19 protein-coding genes are annotated in these 20,053 nt (G+C 66.8%); 8 read left to right on the top strand and 11 right to left on the bottom strand.

All coding sequences use genetic code 11. The features are described 5' to 3' along the window. The first annotated feature begins 14 nt into the window (after nt 1-14). Complete coding sequence (locus tag ACOQOU_RS11510; RefSeq protein WP_109767772.1) at nt 15-755, top strand: proteasome-type protease; 741 nt, start codon at nt 15-17, stop codon at nt 753-755. A 154-nt stretch (nt 756-909) separates the two neighbouring features. Then, nucleotides 910-2,094, top strand: a complete 1,185-nt coding sequence (locus ACOQOU_RS11505) for an ABC transporter substrate-binding protein (RefSeq protein ID WP_109767771.1) — start codon at nt 910-912, stop codon at nt 2,092-2,094. Nucleotides 2,095-2,184: 90 nt separating this feature from the next. Here the strand turns inward: ACOQOU_RS11505 and ACOQOU_RS11500 are convergent, their stop codons facing one another. Further along, a complete protein-coding gene (locus ACOQOU_RS11500; protein ID WP_109767770.1) occupies nt 2,185-3,063 on the bottom strand; it encodes a hypothetical protein in 879 nt (292 codons plus the stop codon). A 69-nt stretch (nt 3,064-3,132) separates the two neighbouring features. Here ACOQOU_RS11500 and ACOQOU_RS11495 point away from each other — a divergent pair, with 69 nt between their 5' ends. Beyond that, complete coding sequence (locus tag ACOQOU_RS11495) at nt 3,133-3,363, top strand: hypothetical protein (RefSeq protein WP_306026096.1); 231 nt, start codon at nt 3,133-3,135, stop codon at nt 3,361-3,363. Between the two features lie 153 nt (nt 3,364-3,516). After that, on the top strand, nt 3,517-4,251 hold the full coding sequence (locus ACOQOU_RS11490) for a glutamine amidotransferase (RefSeq protein WP_306026095.1): 735 nt from the start codon (nt 3,517-3,519) through the stop codon (nt 4,249-4,251). Between the two features lie 6 nt (nt 4,252-4,257). On the opposite strand, the gene ACOQOU_RS11485 is transcribed toward ACOQOU_RS11490, so the two are convergent. From ACOQOU_RS11485 to ACOQOU_RS11445, 9 genes are all read right to left on the bottom strand, one after another. After that, nucleotides 4,258-5,205, bottom strand: a complete 948-nt coding sequence (locus tag ACOQOU_RS11485) for a DMT family transporter (RefSeq protein WP_306026094.1) — start codon at nt 5,203-5,205, stop codon at nt 4,258-4,260. A 114-nt stretch (nt 5,206-5,319) separates the two neighbouring features. After that, nucleotides 5,320-6,768 (bottom strand): branched-chain amino acid ABC transporter permease, encoded by a 1,449-nt coding sequence (locus ACOQOU_RS11480; protein WP_306026093.1) that lies wholly within the window; start codon nt 6,766-6,768, stop codon nt 5,320-5,322. Beyond that, complete coding sequence (locus ACOQOU_RS11475) at nt 6,765-7,790, bottom strand: branched-chain amino acid ABC transporter permease (protein ID WP_306026092.1); 1,026 nt, start codon at nt 7,788-7,790, stop codon at nt 6,765-6,767. Before ACOQOU_RS11475 ends, ACOQOU_RS11480 begins: the two co-directional genes overlap by 4 nt. Before the next feature lies 1 nt (nt 7,791). After that, nucleotides 7,792-8,493, bottom strand: coding sequence for an ABC transporter ATP-binding protein (locus ACOQOU_RS11470; RefSeq protein WP_109767766.1), 702 nt, complete (start codon nt 8,491-8,493; stop codon nt 7,792-7,794). Continuing rightward, on the bottom strand, nt 8,493-9,299 hold the full coding sequence (locus ACOQOU_RS11465; protein ID WP_109767848.1) for an ABC transporter ATP-binding protein: 807 nt from the start codon (nt 9,297-9,299) through the stop codon (nt 8,493-8,495). Before ACOQOU_RS11465 ends, ACOQOU_RS11470 begins: the two co-directional genes overlap by 1 nt. Nucleotides 9,300-9,408: 109 nt before the next feature. Next, nucleotides 9,409-10,035, bottom strand: coding sequence for a glutathione S-transferase family protein (locus tag ACOQOU_RS11460; protein ID WP_306026091.1), 627 nt, complete (start codon nt 10,033-10,035; stop codon nt 9,409-9,411). Continuing rightward, nucleotides 10,032-10,847 carry a pyrroline-5-carboxylate reductase gene (gene proC / locus ACOQOU_RS11455; RefSeq protein WP_109767847.1) on the bottom strand — a complete coding sequence of 272 codons (816 nt, stop codon included), beginning with the start codon at nt 10,845-10,847 and terminating at the stop codon, nt 10,032-10,034. The genes ACOQOU_RS11460 and proC overlap by 4 nt, the downstream gene beginning before the upstream one ends. A 102-nt stretch (nt 10,848-10,949) precedes the next feature. Continuing rightward, nucleotides 10,950-12,266 (bottom strand): O-antigen ligase family protein, encoded by a 1,317-nt coding sequence (locus ACOQOU_RS11450; protein WP_306026090.1) that lies wholly within the window; start codon nt 12,264-12,266, stop codon nt 10,950-10,952. Then, nucleotides 12,238-13,230 (bottom strand): glycosyltransferase family 2 protein, encoded by a 993-nt coding sequence (locus tag ACOQOU_RS11445; RefSeq protein WP_109767846.1) that lies wholly within the window; start codon nt 13,228-13,230, stop codon nt 12,238-12,240. Before ACOQOU_RS11445 ends, ACOQOU_RS11450 begins: the two co-directional genes overlap by 29 nt. A 150-nt stretch (nt 13,231-13,380) precedes the next feature. Between ACOQOU_RS11445 and ACOQOU_RS11440 the strand changes: the two genes are divergently transcribed. From ACOQOU_RS11440 to ACOQOU_RS11430, 3 genes are all read left to right on the top strand, one after another. Further along, complete coding sequence (locus ACOQOU_RS11440; RefSeq protein ID WP_306026089.1) at nt 13,381-14,556, top strand: glycosyltransferase; 1,176 nt, start codon at nt 13,381-13,383, stop codon at nt 14,554-14,556. A gap of 66 nt (nt 14,557-14,622) precedes the next feature. Then, a complete protein-coding gene (locus tag ACOQOU_RS11435; RefSeq protein ID WP_306026088.1) occupies nt 14,623-15,402 on the top strand; it encodes a WecB/TagA/CpsF family glycosyltransferase in 780 nt (259 codons plus the stop codon). Next, entirely contained in the window at nt 15,399-16,289 is an 891-nt protein-coding gene (locus ACOQOU_RS11430) for a DUF6492 family protein (RefSeq protein WP_306026087.1), read from the top strand. Before ACOQOU_RS11435 ends, ACOQOU_RS11430 begins: the two co-directional genes overlap by 4 nt. Before the next feature lie 6 nt (nt 16,290-16,295). Here the strand turns inward: ACOQOU_RS11430 and ACOQOU_RS11425 are convergent, their stop codons facing one another. Next, the gene (locus ACOQOU_RS11425; protein ID WP_245412757.1) at nt 16,296-17,585 is read right to left on the bottom strand and encodes a lipopolysaccharide biosynthesis protein; all 1,290 of its coding nucleotides are present in this window, start codon (nt 17,583-17,585) and stop codon (nt 16,296-16,298) included. A 186-nt stretch (nt 17,586-17,771) separates the two neighbouring features. Here ACOQOU_RS11425 and ACOQOU_RS11420 point away from each other — a divergent pair, with 186 nt between their 5' ends. Beyond that, the gene (locus ACOQOU_RS11420) at nt 17,772-20,006 is read left to right on the top strand and encodes a GumC family protein (protein WP_420578719.1); all 2,235 of its coding nucleotides are present in this window, start codon (nt 17,772-17,774) and stop codon (nt 20,004-20,006) included. Nucleotides 20,007-20,053: the final 47 nt, after the last annotated feature.

The following is a 20,053-nucleotide window of genomic DNA, read 5'->3' as shown; positions in this document are numbered from 1 at the left end:
TCGGAGAACCCCACATGACCTACTGCGTTGGCTTGACCCTGAACAAGGGGCTGGTCTTCATGTCCGACACGCGCACCAATGCGGGCGTCGACAACATCTCCGTCTTCAAGAAGATGTTCAACTGGCAGACGAAGGGCGACCGCGCCATCGTGATGATGACCGCCGGCAATCTCGCCACCACCCAAGCTGTCGTCAGCCTGCTGGACGAACGCTCCAAGGCGCCCGGCGACCGGCAGCCCACCATCCTTGAAGCGCCGTCCATGTTCCAGGTGGCGCGGATGGTCGCCGATACCTTGCGCGAAGTGGTGCAGAGCCATGCGCCTGCCGGCCAGAGCGCCGATGCGGCCTTCAACGCGACCATCATACTGGGCGGCCAGATCAAGGGATCCGACCCTCGCCTGTTCCTGATCTATCCGGAAGGCAATTTCGTCGAGGCGAGCGGCGACACGCCCTTCTTCCAGATCGGCGAGACCAAGTACGGCAAGCCGATCCTGGTGCGCGCCTACGATCCGGACATGAGCTTCGAGGATGCGGTCAAGCTGCTGCTGGTCTCGTTCGATTCCACCATCAAGGCGAACCTGTCGGTCGGCCTGCCGCTCGACTTCCAGATCTATGAGCGCGACGGTTTCGAACTGGGCGCCTGGGGGCGCATCGAACAGGGCGATGCCTATTACGCGACGATCTCCGAGGGCTGGAGCGAGGCGCTGCGCAGCGCCTTCCATTCGTTGCCGAACTTTTCGTTCGACGGTCGCTGAACTGGTCGCCAACCGGCGAAACCCGTTCACCATTCGGTAACGGTTTGGCTTGTCTTGCGTCCGCCGTTGCGATTAACTCCGCCCACGTGGCCCGGCCCCCCGGATTGATGGGCGCCGCCGGGCGGACGGAGTTCAACAGGGAGTTTACTCAGTCATGAAAAAAACGCTTCTCGCCGCAGCCAGCGTGCTGGCCCTGACGGCGGCCGCACAGGCCGAAGACGTCAAGATGGGCATCATTCTTGGCTTTACCGGTCCGATCGAATCGCTGACGCCCGACATGGCCGCCGGCGCGGAAATGGCCATCAGCGAGGCCAACGAATCCGGCCAGTTCCTGGGCGGCATGACGATCGAGCCCGTGCGCGCCGATTCCACCTGCGTGGACGCCGCCGCCGCCACCGCCGCGGCCGAGCGTCTGATCACCTCCGACGGCGTCGTCTCGATCATGGGTGCCGACTGCTCGGGCGTGACCACCGCTGTCGCCAACAATGCGGCCATCCCCAACGGTGTGGTGATGATCTCGCCGTCGGCCACCTCGCCGGCGCTGACAACCATCGAGGACAACGGCCTGTTCTTCCGCACCGCGCCGTCCGATGCGCGCCAGGGCGAAGTGCTCGCCGAAGTCGTGATGGGCAATGGCGTCGAATCGATCGCCATCACCTACACCAACAACGACTATGGCAAGGGTCTTGCGGATTCCTTCCAGTCGGCGTTCGAGGCGATGGGCGGAACGGTGACCATCACCGCGGCCCATGAAGACGGGCGCGGCGACTATTCGGCCGAAGTGGGCGCGCTGGCATCCGCCGGCGGCGACGCGCTTGCCGTGCTCGGCTATGTCGACCAGGGCGGCCGCGGCATCATGGAAGGCGCCATCGACACCGGCGCGTTCGAGACCTTCTATCTGGGCGACGGCATGATCGGCGATTCGCTGCTCGACCTGCCGGGGCTTGGCGACGTCACCACGATCGGCACCGCGCCGGGCGCCGAGGGCGATTTCGTCGACACGTTCAACGCCATGTTCGCCGAAGCCGTCGGCGACGGCTCGGGCCCGTACCGCGGCGAGAGCTATGACGCGGCCGCGCTGATGATCCTCGCCATGCAGAAGGCGGGCGAAGCCGACCGCGGCGCGATCGCCGGCAACATCATGGATCTGGCCAACGCGCCGGGCGAACCGATCGGCCCGGGCGAACTGGGCAAGGCGCTCGAGATGGTCGCCGCGGGCACCGACATCGACTATGTCGGGGCCACCAATGTCGAGTTCACCGATGTGGGCGAAGCCGCAGGCACCTACCGTGTGCTGCAGGTGACCGACGGCGCCTGGGAGACCCTCGAGGTCAAGTGACGCCAAGCGCCAGCGCCAACGGGCGCATCGAACGGAAAACCCCGGCCGGCGGCCGGGGTTTTTCTTTGCCTTCGGATGCTCCGCGGCCCGTCAGGACGGCTCACGGCGGATGAAGCTGTTGTAGACATATCCCTGCTGGCCCTCAAAGACCGCCGCGCACCAGTGCTCGCAGCCCTCTTCGGCGGCAAAGGCCGCATTGCCGGGAATGATCGCAAGGATGGCCGCGTCATTGTCGGGGCCCGCGCGCAGATTGACATGTTCACGCGCCCAGGCCGGCGGCAGATCAGCCGATGGAACCGGCTGGGCGGCGGCGGTTTCGGCCCGAGGCTGTGAAGCGCCCGCCGCCGGCTCGATCGCTTCCGTTCCGGTTTCCGGCGGCAGAACGAAGTTGGGGTCGCCTTGTGCGGCCAGCCGCTCTTCGATGGCGAGCACCTCGGCTTCGGTCGCCGCCACTTCGACGGGGCCGGACGGGGTCCCGGCGGGCAACGGCGCGCGGACGGGCGCCGCGCCGCCGGCAAAGGCGGCAAGGCCCGGATCGGGCCGGCCGGCGTCCGATGCGGGCGCGGCAATGCGCGGTGCGGTCTGCAATGTGCCGGCTGTGCCGCCGAACCGTGCGGCCAGCGGCGCATCGACGGCGGGCGCCGACGGCGTTTCAACCGAAGCGGTGCCCGTTTCGGCGATGCGGTCATCGGTCTGGATCGCCGTCTCGGTTGCGGCCGGTCGGGCAGGACGTTCGGCGGGGGCCGGCAAGGCCTCGGCAACGGGGACGGTCGCGGCATGCATGGTGCCGAGGTCGGGCTGGCGCGCAAGGCCCGCCGCGATGAGCATGGCGCCGGCGGCAAGACCGAGCCCGGCCAAACCGGTATAGAGCGCCGGCGGCGGCGGTGCCCAACTCTCGGTCACGACTGCGGCGCGGGCGCGATTTACGCGTGGCGGGTGGCCGCTCCAGTGGATCTTCGTTTGACGCATAATCTTACTCCCATAGCCCGGCGAGCGGATGCTGGCGGCCAAATCGCGCGAAAGTTCGGCGCCGGGAGCATGCGCCGATCACGTTTCGTGTCAGTCAGACGGCAATGGGCAGCCGCGCCGGTCGTGCGGCGCAGCCGGAATGCGCGGGGCGGCGAGACCGCGCCTGTCTATTTCGACCAGCGGGCAAGCGAAACGCAGACCGCGACCGTGGTTCTGCACGACGGACGCCGTGCAGCGGTCACGTTCGATGATCCGGCCAAGGCCGCGATGGTCGCCGATCGGCGCCAGTCGGTCGAATAGCGGCCGCGGCGCGATCCCCCATAGGCGGCCGAAGACGACCTCCCCCGGCTCCCTTTCGAGGCAAGCGCGACGCGGACCATGCCGGCCGAACGAACCGCCGCCCGCTGAACGGAAAAGATTCCATCGGGCAATCAAACGCTCTATCAGGCGGGCATGAAGCCGTTTCTCGTTTTGCAGCTGCGCCCGGAAACCGACGCCTCGGACGGCGAGTATGAGGCGCTGCTCGACAAGGGCGGCCTGGAGGCGGGCGCCACGCGCCGCATCCGCCTCGACCGCGATCCGATTCCGGCCGATCTCAGTCTGGACGATTATGCCGGCGTCATCGTCGGCGGCGGGCCGGGCTGCGTCAGCGATCCCGAGGACACCAAGTCCGACATGGACAAGCGGATCGAGGACGCGATCTTCGGGCTGATGCCGGAGATCACCGACCGGGACATACCCTATATGGGCTGCTGCTATGGCATCGGCATCCTCGCCGCGCATCTGGGCGCGCCCGTCGGCAAGGACCGCTATTCCGAGCCGATCAGCGCCGTTGAGTGCCATGTCACCGATGCAGGGCGAACCGACCCGCTGCTCGCCGGGTTGCCGGACGATTTCCTCGCCTTTGTCGGCCACAAGGAGGCGGTGCAGGCGCTGCCCGAGGGCTGCGCCCATCTTCTGGAGTCGAACAGCTGTCCGTTCCAGATGATCCGCCACAAGGACAATGTCTATGCGACGCAATTCCACCCCGAGGCCGATGGCGCGGTCTTCGAGCAGCGCATCCGCATCTACAAGGATCACGGCTATTTCGACCCGGCCGATGCCGCCCGGCTGATCGCGGACTGCCACGCACAGAGCGTCACGATGCCCGAACGGATCCTCAGGCGGTTCGTGGAACGCTACCGCTGACGGAGCTCAGGCGGGCACGGGGCGTTTGCGGGCGTCGGCGAGGATCAGCCCGTAAATGCTCACCGCGACAATGACGAAGGCGGCGACCTGGTAGATGGCGACCGGCTCGCCCAGAAAGACGATGGCGAGCACCATGGTCAGCACCGGCCACGGTACGGTGATCGAGCTGGCGAGCGACACGTCGATCGTCCGCACGGCGTGGAACCAGAGGATCAGTTCGACATAGTAGACAAGGCCCATCGCCAGCGCGAAGGCCTGGAACGGCAAATTGGCCAGATCGTCCAGCACGGTTCGCATGTCTGTCGTGGCCAGCACCACGATGCCGAGAAACACGCTGGAGACCAGAACGCGGATGAAGGTGATCTGCGCCGGCGTGATCGGCGTGCGTCCCAGCATCTCCTTGATGATCACATGGGCGACGCTCCACAGAAAAGGCACGGAGAGCGCGAACAGGAACCAGACCGAAAAGCCGTCGATCCGCCAGGTTCCGCCGGTTGCCAGATAGAACAGCGCGATGACGAGAAGACCGGTCAGGCCAAGCTCGAACACCGACTTGCGGCGGCCGAGGAACAGCGTCTCCCACAGGATCGCGAACAGCGGATAGGAGACGATGGCGATGGCCGCGCTGACCGCGCCGGCCTTTTCGACGGCCAGAACATAGGCATAGGTGGACAGGCCGAAAATGATGCCGGTCGAGACGAGGACCGTCAGGGTTCGCCGCCTTGTCGCCGGATCGACCGCGGCGTCGAAAATGCCCCTGTCCGGGGAAGCGATCCCGCGCAGCAGCAGCGGCAGCGAAAAGACCAGCTGCCAGACCGACAGGAAGAAGGCGAAGGACAGCGCGCTGAAACCGCCGGGCCGGCTGTTGGCGATGATCGGCATGACGCCTAGGATCACAAGGCAGATGCCGGCCAGCATGACGCCGGTTTTCGAACTGTTCGGTTGCGCGCGCACACCAGACCCCCAAAGCGTGACGAAGGATCCGACATCGCATCGGCGAGGCGCCGGCCTCAAGGCGAAACTTGTCTCCGTGACAATCGGGGCCTCAGGCGGCGAAATGGGCCTTCATCAGCTGTGCCGAACCTTTTCGGGCAGGATTCCCTTGGGCGAAAAGCGCAGGAAGAGGAGCAGCACGAAGCCCATCACGAAAAGCCGGAACGGCGCGGCAATGTCCTGCAGATGCTGGTAGAGCGGCGTCGAGGGGTCCATGTCGCGGGTGATCTGTTCGATGATGAAGGCGCCGGCCGGTTCGGCCTGCACCCATGTGAACCAGATGACGAAGCCGCCCAGCACCGCGCCCAGATTGTTGCCCGAGCCGCCGACGATCACCATCACCCAGATCAGGAAGGTGAAGCGCAGCGGATTGTAGGTGCCCGGCGTAAACTGGCCGTCGAGCGTCGTCATCATCGCACCGGCGATGCCGATGATCGCCGAACCCAGAATGAAGACCTGCAGGTGACGCCTGGTGATGTCCTTGCCCATCGCGGCGGCCGCTTCCTCATTGTCGCGGATGGCGCGCATCATGCGGCCCCAGGGCGAATTGAGCGCGCGCACGCACAGCGCCAGAAGGATCAGCAGCACGACGGTAAAGAGCCCGGCATAGGCGATCTTCACGAAGTGGCCCGAGCCCTCGACGATGAATTGCCGCAGCGCATCCTCGCGCGCCGCCGCGTCGGTGATCGCGGCCAGCTGGCCGGCATGGACCCGTTCAACCAGATCGGCGAACCAGGGCTGCTGCTGCAATTCGATCTCGTAGGGCACCGGACGCGGCAGGCCGGTGACGTTCTTGACGCCGCGCACCAGCCAGTCCTCGTTCTTGAGAACCGAGACAACGATTTCGGAGATGCCGAGCGTGGCGATGGCCAGATAGTCGGTCCTGAGGCCCAGCGCGACCTTGCCGATGATCCAGGCAACGCCCGCGGCGACCACCCCGCCGGCGACCCAGGACAGGGTGATCGGCAGGCCGAGCCCGCCGATGAAGCCGGTGCGGGCGGGGTCGACCGCCTCCACCGCGCCGACCGCGGCGCCGAAGACGGGGCGCAGGGCGATATAGCCGGCGACGACCGTCACGAAGATCAGGAAGGACCGGAAACGCCCGCGCGTCGCCGAGGCGATGAAGGTGACCGTGGCGATGATCGCAACGACGATCAGGAACGACAGGGCCAGCCCGCGTCCTCCGGCGCCGAGCGCCTCCATGACGGGCGGGTGGGAGATGACGACGGCGGTGGCGCCGCCCAGCGCGGTAAAGCCCATCACGCCGGCATTGAACAGGCCGGCATAGCCCCATTGCAGGTTCAGCCCCATCGCCATGATCGCCGAGACCAGGCTCATGTTGAGGATGGTCAGCGCGACGGCGGGCGACTGGAACACGCCGGTGGCGATGAGGGCCAGACCCATGGCGGCAAAGGTCAGCGGCGCGCGCCAGGGCGACGCCTTGCGCTCGACGATCGCGTGGACCGGCTTGTCGGTATCGGCGGATGCGGCCTGTTCGGCGGTATCGACGGTCGTGTCGGTCATTTGATCACCGCCCCCCTGAAGATGCCGGTCGGCCGGATCAGCAAGACGACCACCAGAATGATGAACGAGACGGCGAATTTGTAGTCCGTGCCCAGAAACTGCAGCAGCCCCTCCGGCGCCCAGTTTTCAGGCACCAGATAGGTGACGAAGCGCTTGTAGGCATAGGTCATCATCACCTCGGAAAAGGCGACGATATAGCCGCCCACGACCGCGCCGATCGGCTGGCCGATGCCGCCCAGGATTGCCGCGGCGAAGATCGGCAGCAGGAGCTGGAAATAGGTGAACGGCTTGAAGCTCTTGTCCAGCCCGTAGAGCGCGCCGGCGATGGTGGCGAGCGCGGCGGCGATGATCCAGGTGATCAGCACGACGCGGTCGGGATTGATGCCCGACAGGAGCGCCAGATCCTCATTGTCCGAATAGGCGCGCATCGCCTTGCCGGTGCGCGAACGGCGCAAAAAGATGAACAGGGCCGTCACGGTGACGATGGCGACGATGACGGTCAGCGCCTGGGTCGTCTGGATCGCCAGCCCCTCGTCGAGGCCGGTCATCTCGCGGAACTCGCGCGCCCGGATGATGAAGCGCTCGCCGTCGGTGAAGCGGCGATCATCGGTTCCCATGATGAAGCGGACGATGGCCGACAGCATGAACATGACGCCGACCGAGGCGATGACGAGGACCACCGGCGCGGCGCGGCGCTTGCGGTAAAAGCCGAAAACCGAGCGGTCGATCAGGATCGCGGCGACGGCGGTGACGAGGATCGCCGGCACCAGCGCGATCAGGGCGGTCGGGACCGGTCCGGCGGTGATGCCCTGCGCCTGCAGCCCCCACGTTATCAGGATGACGATGGTCGTGCCGAACGCCATCAGGTCGCCATGGGCGAAGTTGGCAAAGCGCAGAATGCCGAAGACCAGCGTCACGCCGAGCGCGCCGAGCGCGAGCTGGCTGCCATAGGCGAGCGCCGGCACGAACACGAAGTTGGTCATCAGGACCAGGGCATTGAGAATGTCGGTCGCGTCCGGCATGTCAGCCCCCCAGGAAGGATTTGCGCACTTCGGGATCGGCGAGCAGTTCCTCGCCCGTGCCTTCGCGCCAGTTGACGCCGCCGACCAGAACATAGCCGCGGTCTGCGATCTCCAGCGCCTGGCGTGCGTTCTGCTCCACCATCAGCACCGCAAGGCCGGTGTCGCGCACCTCGATGATCCGGTCGAACAGTTCGCCCATGACGATCGGCGAGACGCCGGCGGTCGGCTCGTCCAGCATCAGGACCGAGGGCCGCGTCATCAGCGCGCGCCCGACGGCGACCTGCTGGCGCTGGCCGCCCGACAGTTCGCCCGCGTTCTGGCGCCGCTTTTCCTTCAGGATCGGGAACAGGTCATAGACCTGGGCCATGGTCTGCCGGATGTCGTCGCGGCGCAGATAGGCGCCCATTTCGAGGTTTTCCTCGACGCTCATGCCGGTGAAGACATTGCTGGTCTGCGGCACGAAGGCGATGCCCTCGCCGACCCGTGCCTGCGGCGTCAGCGCGGTGATGTCCTTGTCGCCCAGCCGCACATGGCCCTTGCGGATCGTCAGCATGCCGAGCATCGCCTTCATGGCGGTCGACTTACCGGCGCCATTGGGTCCGACGATCACGGCGATCTCTCCCTTGTCTACACCGATCGTGCAGTCCTTGATGATGTCGGCGCCGCCATAGCCGCCCGTCATGCCCTGTCCGGTCAGATACATCAGGCGCCTTCCCCGGCCTGTTCGGCGTGTTTCCTGCGCGGCGCGTTCTTCAGGCCGCGACCGAGATAGGCCTCGATCACCTGTTCGTTGTTGCGCACCTCGTCTGCGGTTCCGCGCGCCAGAACCGAACCCTCGGCCATCACGATCACCGGGTCGCAGAGCCGGCCGATGAAATCCATGTCATGCTCGATCATGCAGAACGTGTAGCCGCGCTCGCGGTTGAGCCGGACGATGGCATCGCCGATCTCGTTCAAAAGCGTGCGGTTGACGCCGGCGCCGACCTCGTCGAGCAGCACGACCTTGGCATCGACCATCATGGTACGGCCCAGTTCGACCAGCTTTTTCTGGCCGCCCGAGAGATTGCCCGCCAGTTCCTGTGTCAGATGGGTCAGGTTGAGGAAGTCGATCACCTCCATCGCCCGCTCGCGGATCGCCTTTTCCTGCTGGCGCACCTCGCCATAGGAGAACCAGGCGCTCAGCAGGCTTTCGCCGGCCTGGTCGCCGGGCACCATCATCAGGTTCTCGAGCACGGTGAGCGTCGAGAATTCATGGGCGATCTGGAAGGTGCGAAGCAGACCCTTGGCGAACAGTTCGTGCGGCGGCAGGCCGGTCACATCCTCGCCGTCGAGCCGGATCGTGCCGCTTGTGGGCGCAATGTTGCCGGCGATGATGTTGAAGAGCGTCGTCTTGCCGGCGCCGTTCGGACCGATCAGCCCGGTGATCGACCCCTTGGCGATGTTCAGCGAGGCATCCTGCACCGCGTGCACGCCGCCGAACTGCTTGGAAACGGATTCAACTGTGATCATGCGGCGCTGCGCCAAGCCCTATTGTGCCAATTGTCCTCATTTGCGGACAATTCGCGCGCTTGTGCAATGGCTGAATGGGTGCGTCAAGCGGTTCCGGACACCGCTATCGTCAGCTTTCCGGACCGGTCCGGGCCGCCAGCGCCTCTTCGGCGGCGATCGCGCGCGCGTAGGCGGGCCGCGCCAGAACGCGCTCGAAATAGGCGGCGACCGGTTCGCTGCCGATCGGAAACTTGGCATACATCGCCCAGCGTCCGCAGTGGCCCAGGATCACGTCGACACAGGTGAAGCGGTCGCCCATCGCATAGTCGTTGTCGCCGAGGCGCCGGTGCAAGGTCTTGAGTTCACGCGCAAATTCCGCCGCGAGCCATGGGCCGACATCGAGCCTCATCTCCTTTGGAAGAAGCACGCGATGCTTGATCTTGGTCCACATCACGGCCTCGAACTCGGCCAGCGCGAAGAACAGCCAGCTTTCCATCTGCGCCCGTTCGCGCGCGTCGCGCGGCCCGAAACCGGCATCGCCATGCTTGTCGGCGAGATAGAGGCAGATCGCGGCGCTGTCGGTCAGGACGAAACCGTCGTCCACAAGCACAGGGCCCTTGTTGGACGGCGACAGGCCGACAAGGTCGCGCGTGCCGAGCCGGGCATGGACCAGTTCATAGGGCGCGCCGAGCTCTTCGAGCATCCAGGTCACCCGTGTCATGCGCGAGATCGGCGAACCGTGGACGCGGTAGCTCATCGGCCGAGCTCCACGGCGCGATCGCGCGCGGCTGTGACCGCCTCCCCGATCAGCGCGGCCAGCCCGCCCGGACGCATCAGAACGTCGAGCGCGGCCGCCGTGGTGCCGTTGGGACTGGTGACCTGTTCGCGCAGCGTGCCCGGATCGTCGGCGCTTTCGCGCGCATAGGCGGCGGCGCCGAAGACCGTCTGCATCGCCAGCCGGCCGGCGATCTCGTCCGGCAGCCCGACGGCGCGGCCGGCCTCGCTGAGCGCCTCGATCAGGTGAAACACATAGGCCGGGCCCGACCCCGAAACGGCGGTGACCGCATCCATCAGCGCCTCGTCAGCGATCTCGGTCACCTCGCCGCTCGCCGCCATCAATTGCCGCACGGCCGCCAGTTGCCGGTCGGTGACGGACGGGTTGGCGCACATCACCATCGCGCCGTGGCCGACCGCGGCGGGCGTGTTGGGCATGACGCGCACGACCGGCGCGCCGGGGGCGAGCGCATGTTCGAGCCGGTCGATCCGCACGCCGGCGGCGACCGAGACGAAAATGGTGTCGCGGCCGGGCTGGGCGTAGCGGCCGTAATCGGCAAGCACGTCGCCGATCACCTGCGGCTTGACCGCGACGATGACGATGGCCGGCGCAAGCGCGGCGGGCAGCGAGGCGGCGGTGGAATGCACATTGACGCCCTGGTCCTCGGCGCGCAGCCGCAGCGTGTCGAGCGGTTCCACCACATGGACATTGCCCGGCGGCAGCGTTCCGGTCCCGATCCAGCCGCGCAGCATGGCAAAGCCCATATTGCCGCATCCGACCAGAACGACGCTCATGTCCCTTGCAAGCACCCGGCATTCTCCCCTGTCGGTTCCGGCGCGCAAACCTGCAATGGCCCGCCGCCCATGGCAAGCCTTCAGAGCGGGATCGGGGCCCGATCAGGCGCGCAGCGGCAGCCGGGCGCTCAGGCGCAGGCCGGCCAGCGCGATCACCATGGTCAGCCAGATCGGATCGGCGCGGCGGAAGAAGAAGCTTTCGAGCGCGGAGACCAGAACGGCGAATACGATGATCATGAAGAACAGGTCGGCCAGCGCACCGTCGCGCGACTGTGCTCCGGCGCGCACATAGTCCGCCGCCGGTGCCAGAACGGTGAGCCAGACGGTGAGGAGCAGACCCGGCACACCGAGAAACAGCAGGATGTCGATGAAACCGTTGTGGCCGTGGACGATGCCGCGCGGGTCCCATGACCGGTCGAAGGGCTGTTCCGTCGATCGCAGAAAATCGTTGCCCCAGAAGCCGTCCAGGCCGAACCCGGTCCAGGGACGTGCGAAAAGATAGTCGCCGGCGAAATCCCATATCGCGGTGCGGCCGGTGAAGGTCGTCGTCTCGTGAAAGGTGCGCAGGACCGCGTCGAAAGCCGGAACGAACACCGAGCCCACGGTCAGCGCATGAGCGGCAGCGATCGCCGCGATCGCCGCGATGGCGCCGATCAAGCGCAGGCCGAAGAGCCCGGGCAACAGGACCAGCGCCATGGTGACCGGCGCCAGCGCCAGCGCGGTCTTGGAGCCGGCATTGTAGGCGAAGAAGAAGGCGAGCACCGCGATCAGGCCGCCCGACAGCCATTGCCGGCGGCGCATCAGGAAGATGCCGCCGAAGCCGACCATGACCATGACCGGACCGGCGATGTTCTTGTGGGTGAAGACGCCGCGCCAGAGCCCGGCATGCTGGGCCTCGAGGTCGGCCGCCTGATGCATGGCGGCGCCCGGATCGAGCACGAGACCGGCGTAGCAAAGGGCAAGAAGCGCGAGCGAGACGGTCTTGAGCACGGTTTCGAAATCGCCGCGCGTTGCCGGCAGCAGCGGCAGGGCCGAGGCCATGCCGAGCGCGATCAGCGTAAAGGCGACCGAGCGCCATGCGCCCGCCACGTCCGTGGTGAAGGCGGATGCAGCGACGATGGCGGCCATGATCAGCCAGGGCACCGAGACAAAGCGCGCCAGAACGCGCCGGTCGACGAATGACAGGATGGCCGCCAGCGTCAGCGCGGCCATCGCCGAATAGCCGAGCTGGTTGATCAGCCGTCCCTGGTCGAAAAGGCTCGCTTCGTTGCGTCCGAACAGTCTGCCGGCGGCGAACGGGTCGAGCGAGATCCAGATCAGCGCGAGGACGGCCGTCGCCAGGACAAGCCGCAGCGCGCCCGCGGTGACGCGGACGGGGCCGTGAAGGCCGTCAGTCCGTGGGGTTGCGATACTGCTCATTGGCATGGCCGAACTCGGATTGTATCCGGCCCAGCGCGATGTGCACCGGATAGAGCGCGTTGAGCACCGACCGGTTGCGCGCATAGCTCAGCGCGGCGCGCAGCGGCGACGCGCCGGCCAGCGCCAGGCTGTGGGCGATCGTCTTCGACCAGCCCAGCGGCTTGGACGCGTTCCGGCGATGGGCGATGCGTGCAGACAGCTGGCCGTTGCGCAGCGATCGCTTCTGGATCCAGTCCCATGTGACGCGGCTTTCGGGGATGGTCTCGTAGACCGGCGCTTCCTGGCACCAGCCGGTCTGGAAACCGGCGTCGCGCGCGCGGCGCAGAAAGTCCGCGTCGCCGCCGCCGGTGAAGTTGAACTGCAGGTCCATGAAGGGCTGGGGCTGGGTCCGCAGCACGTCGTTGCGGATCAGGAGATTGCCCGAGGAGAAGATGATCTTGACCGGACCGGTCTCGCCATAGTGCGGCGTGAAAACCGGATGGGTCTTCCACTTCTCCTCCGGATTGCCCTCGAAGACCGGCCATTGCGGGCCGCCGACCAGCGCGCAATCATACCGTTCGGATGTGGCGCACAGATTTTCGATCCAGTGCGGATCGGCGATCTCGTCATCGTCGATCACGCAGACATATTTGAGGTTGGGAAACTGTGTGAAGGCGGTGAACCAGCCGGCATTGTAGGCATGGCAATTGCCGCGGTCGTGGGCGACGATCAAGAGCCCCTGATAGGTGCCGTCCTCGAATTTCGGCGCCGCGACCGTCGCGCCCTCGCGCTTTTCGGCCTCGTTTTCCATGACGACGACCGCAAAGCGCCGTCCGGTCTCCTGCGCGGCGATGCTGTCGAGCGTGCGGATCAGATGTTCGGGGCGCCGGAAGGTCGGTATGGTGACCGCCACTTCGACGGCGTCCATGTCGAGGCCGGGGGAACGGGCGACATGCGAGATGTTGTTGGTAAGACTCTGGTTCATCGACCCGTCTGCTCCTTTGACCGACCCGCCCGCTTTGCCCTGCATAGATCACGAAAGGCGTTAAGGATGGGTTTCATGGATGCTGCCGTTAAGGCCGCTTTCAGACCTGCGGACGCATAAGGGCCGTGTTTGCAACCGGGCCGGATTTCGATGCACTTGGTATTCGCCTCTTCCCTTGTCCCGTGCGGCGCGCCCGAAAGCGGGTTCGAAATCGCCAACGCAGCCATCGTCGACGGCCTCGAGCGTGCCGGGGCGACGGTCAGCCACATCGGATTTCAATGGCCGGGCAGCAGTCTCAATGCGCCGGAACGGACCAGGAGCCTTGGCGAACTCGACGTCAAGACCGACAATGCCTCGACCCGCCAGAAACTGGCCTGGCTCGCCAGGGCGATGGCCGGCGGGCTGCCGTTCGCCTCGGCCAAGCTGCGCGTGCTTGGCGATGCGGCGTTTCGCGCCGCGCTGGACGAGATCGGGCCCTTTGACGCCGTCGTCATCAACGGCGTCGGCCTTGCCGGCGCTTTCGAAAAAGCGCTCACGGACCAGCCCTATCTTTATGTCGCGCACAATGTCGAACACCAAAGCGCGGCCGAAGCCGCCCGGCAGGCCAGCAGCCCGGTCGAACGGTTCATGTATCGCCGCGAGGCACGTCATCTGCGTGCGCTGGAAGAACGGCTCGTCGCCGGCGCGCGCCATGTCTGGACGCTGACGCAGGAGGACCGCGCAACCTTCGGGCTCGAAGGGTCGGAGCGCGCTTCGGTGCTGCCACTCGTCACGCCCCTTTCGGCGACGGCCATCCCCGCCGGCCAGCGGGTCCCCGCCTTCGATGCCGGCATGATCGGCACCTGGACATGGACGCCCAACCGGATCGGGCTTGAATGGTTCCTGCAGGAAGTGGTTCCGCATCTGCCCGAGCAGGTGACGATCGCCATCGCCGGGGCGCTGCCGGCCGGGTTCCCGCAACGCGACAAGCGCGTGACATTCCTTGGCCGGGTGGTCGATGCCAAGCAGTTCATACGCCAATGCCGGATCGTGACGCTGACCGCCCGCGCGGGCACCGGCGTCCAGCTCAAGACGATCGAAGCGTTCGAGATGGGGCTGCCGGCCGTCGCGACGCCTTCCTCGCTGCGCGGCATCGCCGACGTGCCGGCGAATGTGCGCATCGCCGACACGGGGCGTGAATTCGGCAAGCTTCTGGCCGAGCAGATCGTCGGTCACCGCACCGGATCGGTGACCGATCTGGATGCGACCGCGTTCCGCGCCTCGCAGATCGCCGGCATGGACGCAGCAATCGCACAGGCTCTGAGCGCATTTCGGGCGGGCCATTAACGCAAACACAAGGCCGGAACGCTAGGATTGCCGCATTGCCGATGATCAGACCACAGCAGACTAGCCATGACCGACATTGCCGCGACCCATTTTGACGAGCCTGCCGGCCAGCGTGACATTCTGGGCGTTGCGGTGGCCGATCTCACCGAAAAAGACGCGCTGGACATGGTCCATGCCGCCATCGATCGCAAGACCTATCGCCCGATCGCCTTCCTGAACGCCAACAACGCCAATATCGGGGTCGATGACGCGGCGTTTCGCGCCGTCCTCTCGCGGTTCACCGTGCTGTCGGACGGCGTCGGCGTCGATGTCGCCGCCAAGATGCTTTATGGCACGGCGTTCCGCGCCAATCTCAACGGCACCGATTTCGTGCCTGCCCTGTTCCGTTCGGCCAGGCGGCCGATGAAGGTCGGGCTTTTCGGCGCACGCCCCGGCGTCGCCGAACTGGCGGCCGGCCATTTCGGCACGGTCGATCCGCGGCACGACTACCGCGCGCTGGCCGATGGCTTCGTCGATGCGGCCGGCGAGGCCGCGCTTCTCGACACGCTGACGCGATGGAAGCCCGACATCCTTCTGGTCGCGCTCGGTGTGCCCCGGCAGGAAAAATGGATCGTCGAGCGGCTGACGCCGGATCATTGTACCGTTCCGATCGCCGTCGGCGCGCTGTTCGACCTGAGCACCGGCGAGGTGCCGCGTGCGCCGCTCTTGCTGCGGCGGGCGCGCAGCGAATGGGTCTATCGGCTGTGGCGGGAACCGCGCCGCCTCTGGCGCCGCTACATCGTCGGAAACCCGGTCTTTCTGGCCCGGGTTCTGCGCCAGCGGCTGACGGGGAGCCACCAGCCATGACCGCCAAGACGAACGCCATCGTCACGCCGTCCCATGCGCCTGACTTCGAGCGCTGCGCGATCCTGTGCGAGAGCATCGACCGTTATGTCACCGGCTATTCGATGCATTATCTTCTGGTCGACACGATCGACGCGCCGCTGTTCCGCAGGCTCGAAGGCCCGCGCCGGCGCATCATCACCGAGACCGAATTGCTGCCCTGGTGGCTCCGGCGCGTTCCAAGTCCCTTGTCGCCGGGCGGCCGGCGCGTCTGGATCGGCCCGCGCACGCTGCCGCTTGTCGGCTGGCACGTCCAGCAGATCAAGCGCATCGCGATCGCCGGCCTGATCGACGATGACGGCCTGCTCTATTGCGATTCCGACACCGCCTTCGTGCGCCCCTACGATCTCGCCGACATGTGGGTCGGCGACGCGATGCGCTTTTACCGTCACGACCATGGCGCGCGGGAGGTCCGCGCGGGCGACCATATGGACTGGGTCGCCCATGCCGCCGACGCGCTCGGCATCGAGAAGTCTCTCCGTCAGGACCATGACTATGTCGGCCAGTTCACCGCCTGGAAGCGCAGCACAATTCTGGGCATGTGCGCGCGGATGGAGCAGGTGCACGGCCGTCACTGGGTCGCGGTGATCGGCCGCAAGCGCAAATTCTCCGAATGCATGCTCTACGGCGCCTATGTCGATGGCGTTCTGGGCGGTGCGGGCCACCACGCGGTCGACCGGCTGACATGCGAAGTGCGCTGGTTCGACCCGGCACCGAGCGATGCCGAACTCGACGCCATGATCGCCGGCCTCAAGCCGGGCCAGGTCGGCATCGGCGTCCAGTCGTTCGTGGACATGGCGCCCGAGCGCTTCCGCGCCGCGGTGCTGGGCCGGCGGGCAGCAGCGGCCTGACCGGCTTCAGACGCGGATGGCGGGCTGCGCCAGGGCGCGGTAGGTCACGGCGAACGACACCGCGTAGAGCGCGGCGAAAACCCCGTTGAGCCAGACCAGCCATTGGCCGCCGGCCCAATCGTGCGACAGAAGCAGCACCATCAGGGCCGCCTTGAGCGTGCCGACCAGCGCATAGAGCACAAGGCGTGTCACCGTCTGGCCGCGCCCGTACAGAAGCTCGGCCTGATATTCGATCAGGTTGCGCAGCGCCGGTACGAACAGGACAGCGATGACGAGCGGCGCGGCCTGGGCGACATTGTCGCCCAATATGTCCGGCTTTACGGCGAAGACGGCGGCGATCGCCAGAAGGCCCAAGGTCGAGAGCAAGAAGATACCCGCTTCGAAAAGGGCACGCATGGGCACGCTTTCGAGCAGTTGCGGGCGGCGCATCAGGCGCTGGGTGAGCAGCGTGGAAAAGGTGCGCACCGGCATCGCCGTCAGATCGACCAGCCGCATCACGATCGCATAGAGCCCGGCGAGGGCCGGCCCGCCCAGGGCGAGGACGATCAGCTTGTCGAGTTCGTTCTGGAGATAGAACAGGATTTCCGCGCCGCTGACCGAAAGCGCGTCGCGGATGCGCCGCCCGAACAGGCGCAGCGGCAGGCGCAAACGCAGCCGGGGATAGAAGACGGCCACGGCAACCAGCGCCATCAGCGCCTGGGTGACGATGTAGATCTGCGCCCAGACCATCAGATCGGGCGCGGGCGACAGCGCCAGGGCAAGGGCTGCGGCGGCCTTGGCCGAAAAGCCGAACACGATGACGATCGACGCGCGGCCGAACCGTTCCAGCCCCTTGTTGACGATGATCACCACTTCCAGCGTCCGCCAGAACAGCACTTCCGTGCCGACGATCATCGCAAAGGCGGCCAGCGGCATCGCCCCGGCAAAAAGCGCCCCATGGACGCCGAGCCCGATCGCCGCGACCAGCGGCAATGACAGCAGCAACGCGGCGATGTAGCCGCCCGTATAGGCGCCGATCAGATGCGGCTTGACGGTCGCCACCCGGTAAAGCGGCGACACGAAGCCGAAGCCCGCCAGCCGCGACAGCACGATGCCGACCGACGAGGCGGTTGCGAACAGGCCGAACTCGGCGATCGTCAGCGTGTTGGCGACGAGATAGAAATAGAAAAGCTGGATGAAGACCCGCGCGCCGTCGCCGGAGAAGGCGCGCGCATATTTGCCCGCAAGCTGGGCTGCGGTCTCCGGTCCCCCATGCGCCATGACCGGGGGCGCGCTTTGTGCGATGGCCTGTTTCACGGGCACCAGCCTTGCAGAAAACCTTTAAGATCGGGTTGTGTGGCGGGATCGGAACCCGACCGAACTGCCGTTGCGGAAAGCGGGCGCCGACCACGAAAATTAACCTTTTGTTTCCCATGGCTCTTTAGCCTGCGTTTACCAATTCGGCCGGAATGGGCTGGCCGAGTTTTTCGTCATGCGGGCACCATGTTCGATCCTCCCTCCACCGGCGCAAGGCGATCGCTCTTGATGCGCGCCCGCGCGGACGCGGCCGAACCGGCCGAACGCGCACCGGAACGGGACAACGCCCGGACATTCCGTACGGCCCGCGCCCGCCGTGCCGCGCAAAGGCCGAACCCGCTGCTTTCGGCGCTGGCGGGCGAGCCGGAAAAGACGTCCACGGACGCCGAGCCCGCCACAGAACATGGCGGCCGGCCGATTTCCGCCGACGACCGGCGAACGCGTCCGGCGAGGGCGACGGCCGCGACAGACGATCCGCGGCGCGAACCCGCCATGCCGACGCCGCAGACCGGCCAACCCATGGATGGCGCCTTGATCGACCCGATCGCGATGATCGCGACGATCTGGCGCTGGCGCTTCATCATCGCCGGCCTGACGCTTGCCGGCGCGGTGCTGGGCGTTCTGGTCGCCCTTGGCACACCGCAGCGCTACACCGCCTATTCGGAAGTGCTGATCGATCCGCGCGAGGTGCAGCTTGTCGGCCGCGACCTGGAGCGCGAGTTTCTGGCCAATGAAGCCGCCTTGGCCATCGTCGACAGCCGGCTGTCGCTGGTCTGGTCGCGCCCGGTGCTCGAGCGGGTGATCGAGACCACCAACCTCGATCAGGACCCTGAGTTCAATGGCGAAGCCGGCGGCGGTGTCGGATTGCGGGACGGCATCGGGGTGATCCTGTCGCTGTTCGGCGGCGAGACGCCGGTGGAGACCAGCAACCGCGAAACGCTGGAGAATCTGCGCGACGCGATCAGCATCAACCGTTCGACGCGGACCTTCGTCATCAATATCGGTGTGGAGGCCCGGTCGGCGCAAAAGGCCGCGATGCTGGCCAACGAGGTCACGCTTGCCTTCGTCGAGGAACAGGGTTCGATCAGCTCGGACAAGGCGCGCGACGCCAACGAGGCACTGACCGGCCGGCTGGACGAATTGCAGTCCAAGGTCGAGGCAGCCGAACGGCGCATTGAGCAGTACCGGCTCGAAAACGGGCTGATGACGACCCAGGGCCGGCTTCTGAGCGAGGACGAACTGGCGACCGCCAGCGCGCAACTCGCCGAAGCCCGCGCGCTGACGATCCGTGCGCGCACCAAGGCCGAACAGGCCAGCGAGATCAGCGTCGATGCAGCCATTTCCGGATCGGTGCCGGCGGACCTGATCACCTCGTCGCTGGAGACATTCCGCGCGCAGCATGCCGCGCTGCGCCAGAGCGCGGCGCAGTTGCAGAACCAGCTCGGCCCGCGCCATCCGCGCCTTGAAGCGGCCAATGCGGCGATCGAAGCAGCGCGCCAGGACATAGCCGGCGAACTGCAGCGCATCGTGCAAGGCGCGCAATCGGAACTGCGCCGCACCGTGCAGACAGAGCAGGAACTGGCCGCCCAGGTCGCCCGCGCCAAGGCGCAAGTGAGCGAGCAGACCGATGCGCTGGTGACGCTGCGCGATCTGCAGGCCGAGGCCGAAGCGGCGCGCGCGATCTACAATGGCGCGCTGCTGCGCGCCCGCGAGACCGGCGAGATCGGCGCGCTCGGCACCGTCAACGCCGCCGTGCTCGCCGAAGCCGAACCGCCGCGCAGCGCCTCGTCCATGTCGCGCAAGACGATCGCCGTCGCCTTTACCGTCGGTCTTTTCCTCCTCGGCCTCGGCCTTGCCGCCGCAGCGGGCCTGCGCAAGGCGCTGCGCCTCGACGCGTTGACCGTTGCCGATGGCAGCGCCCCCGACCCCGGTCCCGACGCCCCCGCCCCCACTCGCAACCGCACCAAGGACACGAGCACCATGTATCCCGGCTATCCCCATGCGGCCTATGCGCCGCAGCCCGCCGCTGCCCAGCCCCAACCGGCCGCACAGGCCGGCGCTCCCAGCTGGCCGCAGCAGCCGCCCGTGCCGCAAGCCTATCCGCCGGCCGCCTGGCCGCCTGCACCGCAGCCTTGGCCGACGCACGACCCTTATGCGCAGCAGCCGGGGGCATGGCAGCATCCGGCCATGCCACCGATGCCGGCACCGCAGCCACCGCATCCCGCCGTCTGGTGGCAGGCGGGATATCCCGCACCCGCGGCACCTCAGCCGGCCGCCGCACCGGCTCAGCCCGCACCTCCACAGACCGCGCCCTCGCGCGATGCCGAGGAAATGGCCGAACTGCGCAGATCGATCGGCGAAATCCGCGATGTCGTCGAGGAACTGGCCGCGCGGCGCGGCAATGTGCGCCGTTTCGGCTAGAGCCTGCTCGCCGCCTTTCCAAAAACGCCACCTTAGGGCGTGAAAAT

Origin of the sequence: Oceaniradius stylonematis (assembly GCF_965223445.1) — a bacterium.
Classification (GTDB): domain Bacteria; phylum Pseudomonadota; class Alphaproteobacteria; order Rhizobiales; family Rhizobiaceae; genus Roseitalea; species Roseitalea stylonematis.
This window is presented reverse-complemented; position numbering and strand designations above follow the sequence as displayed.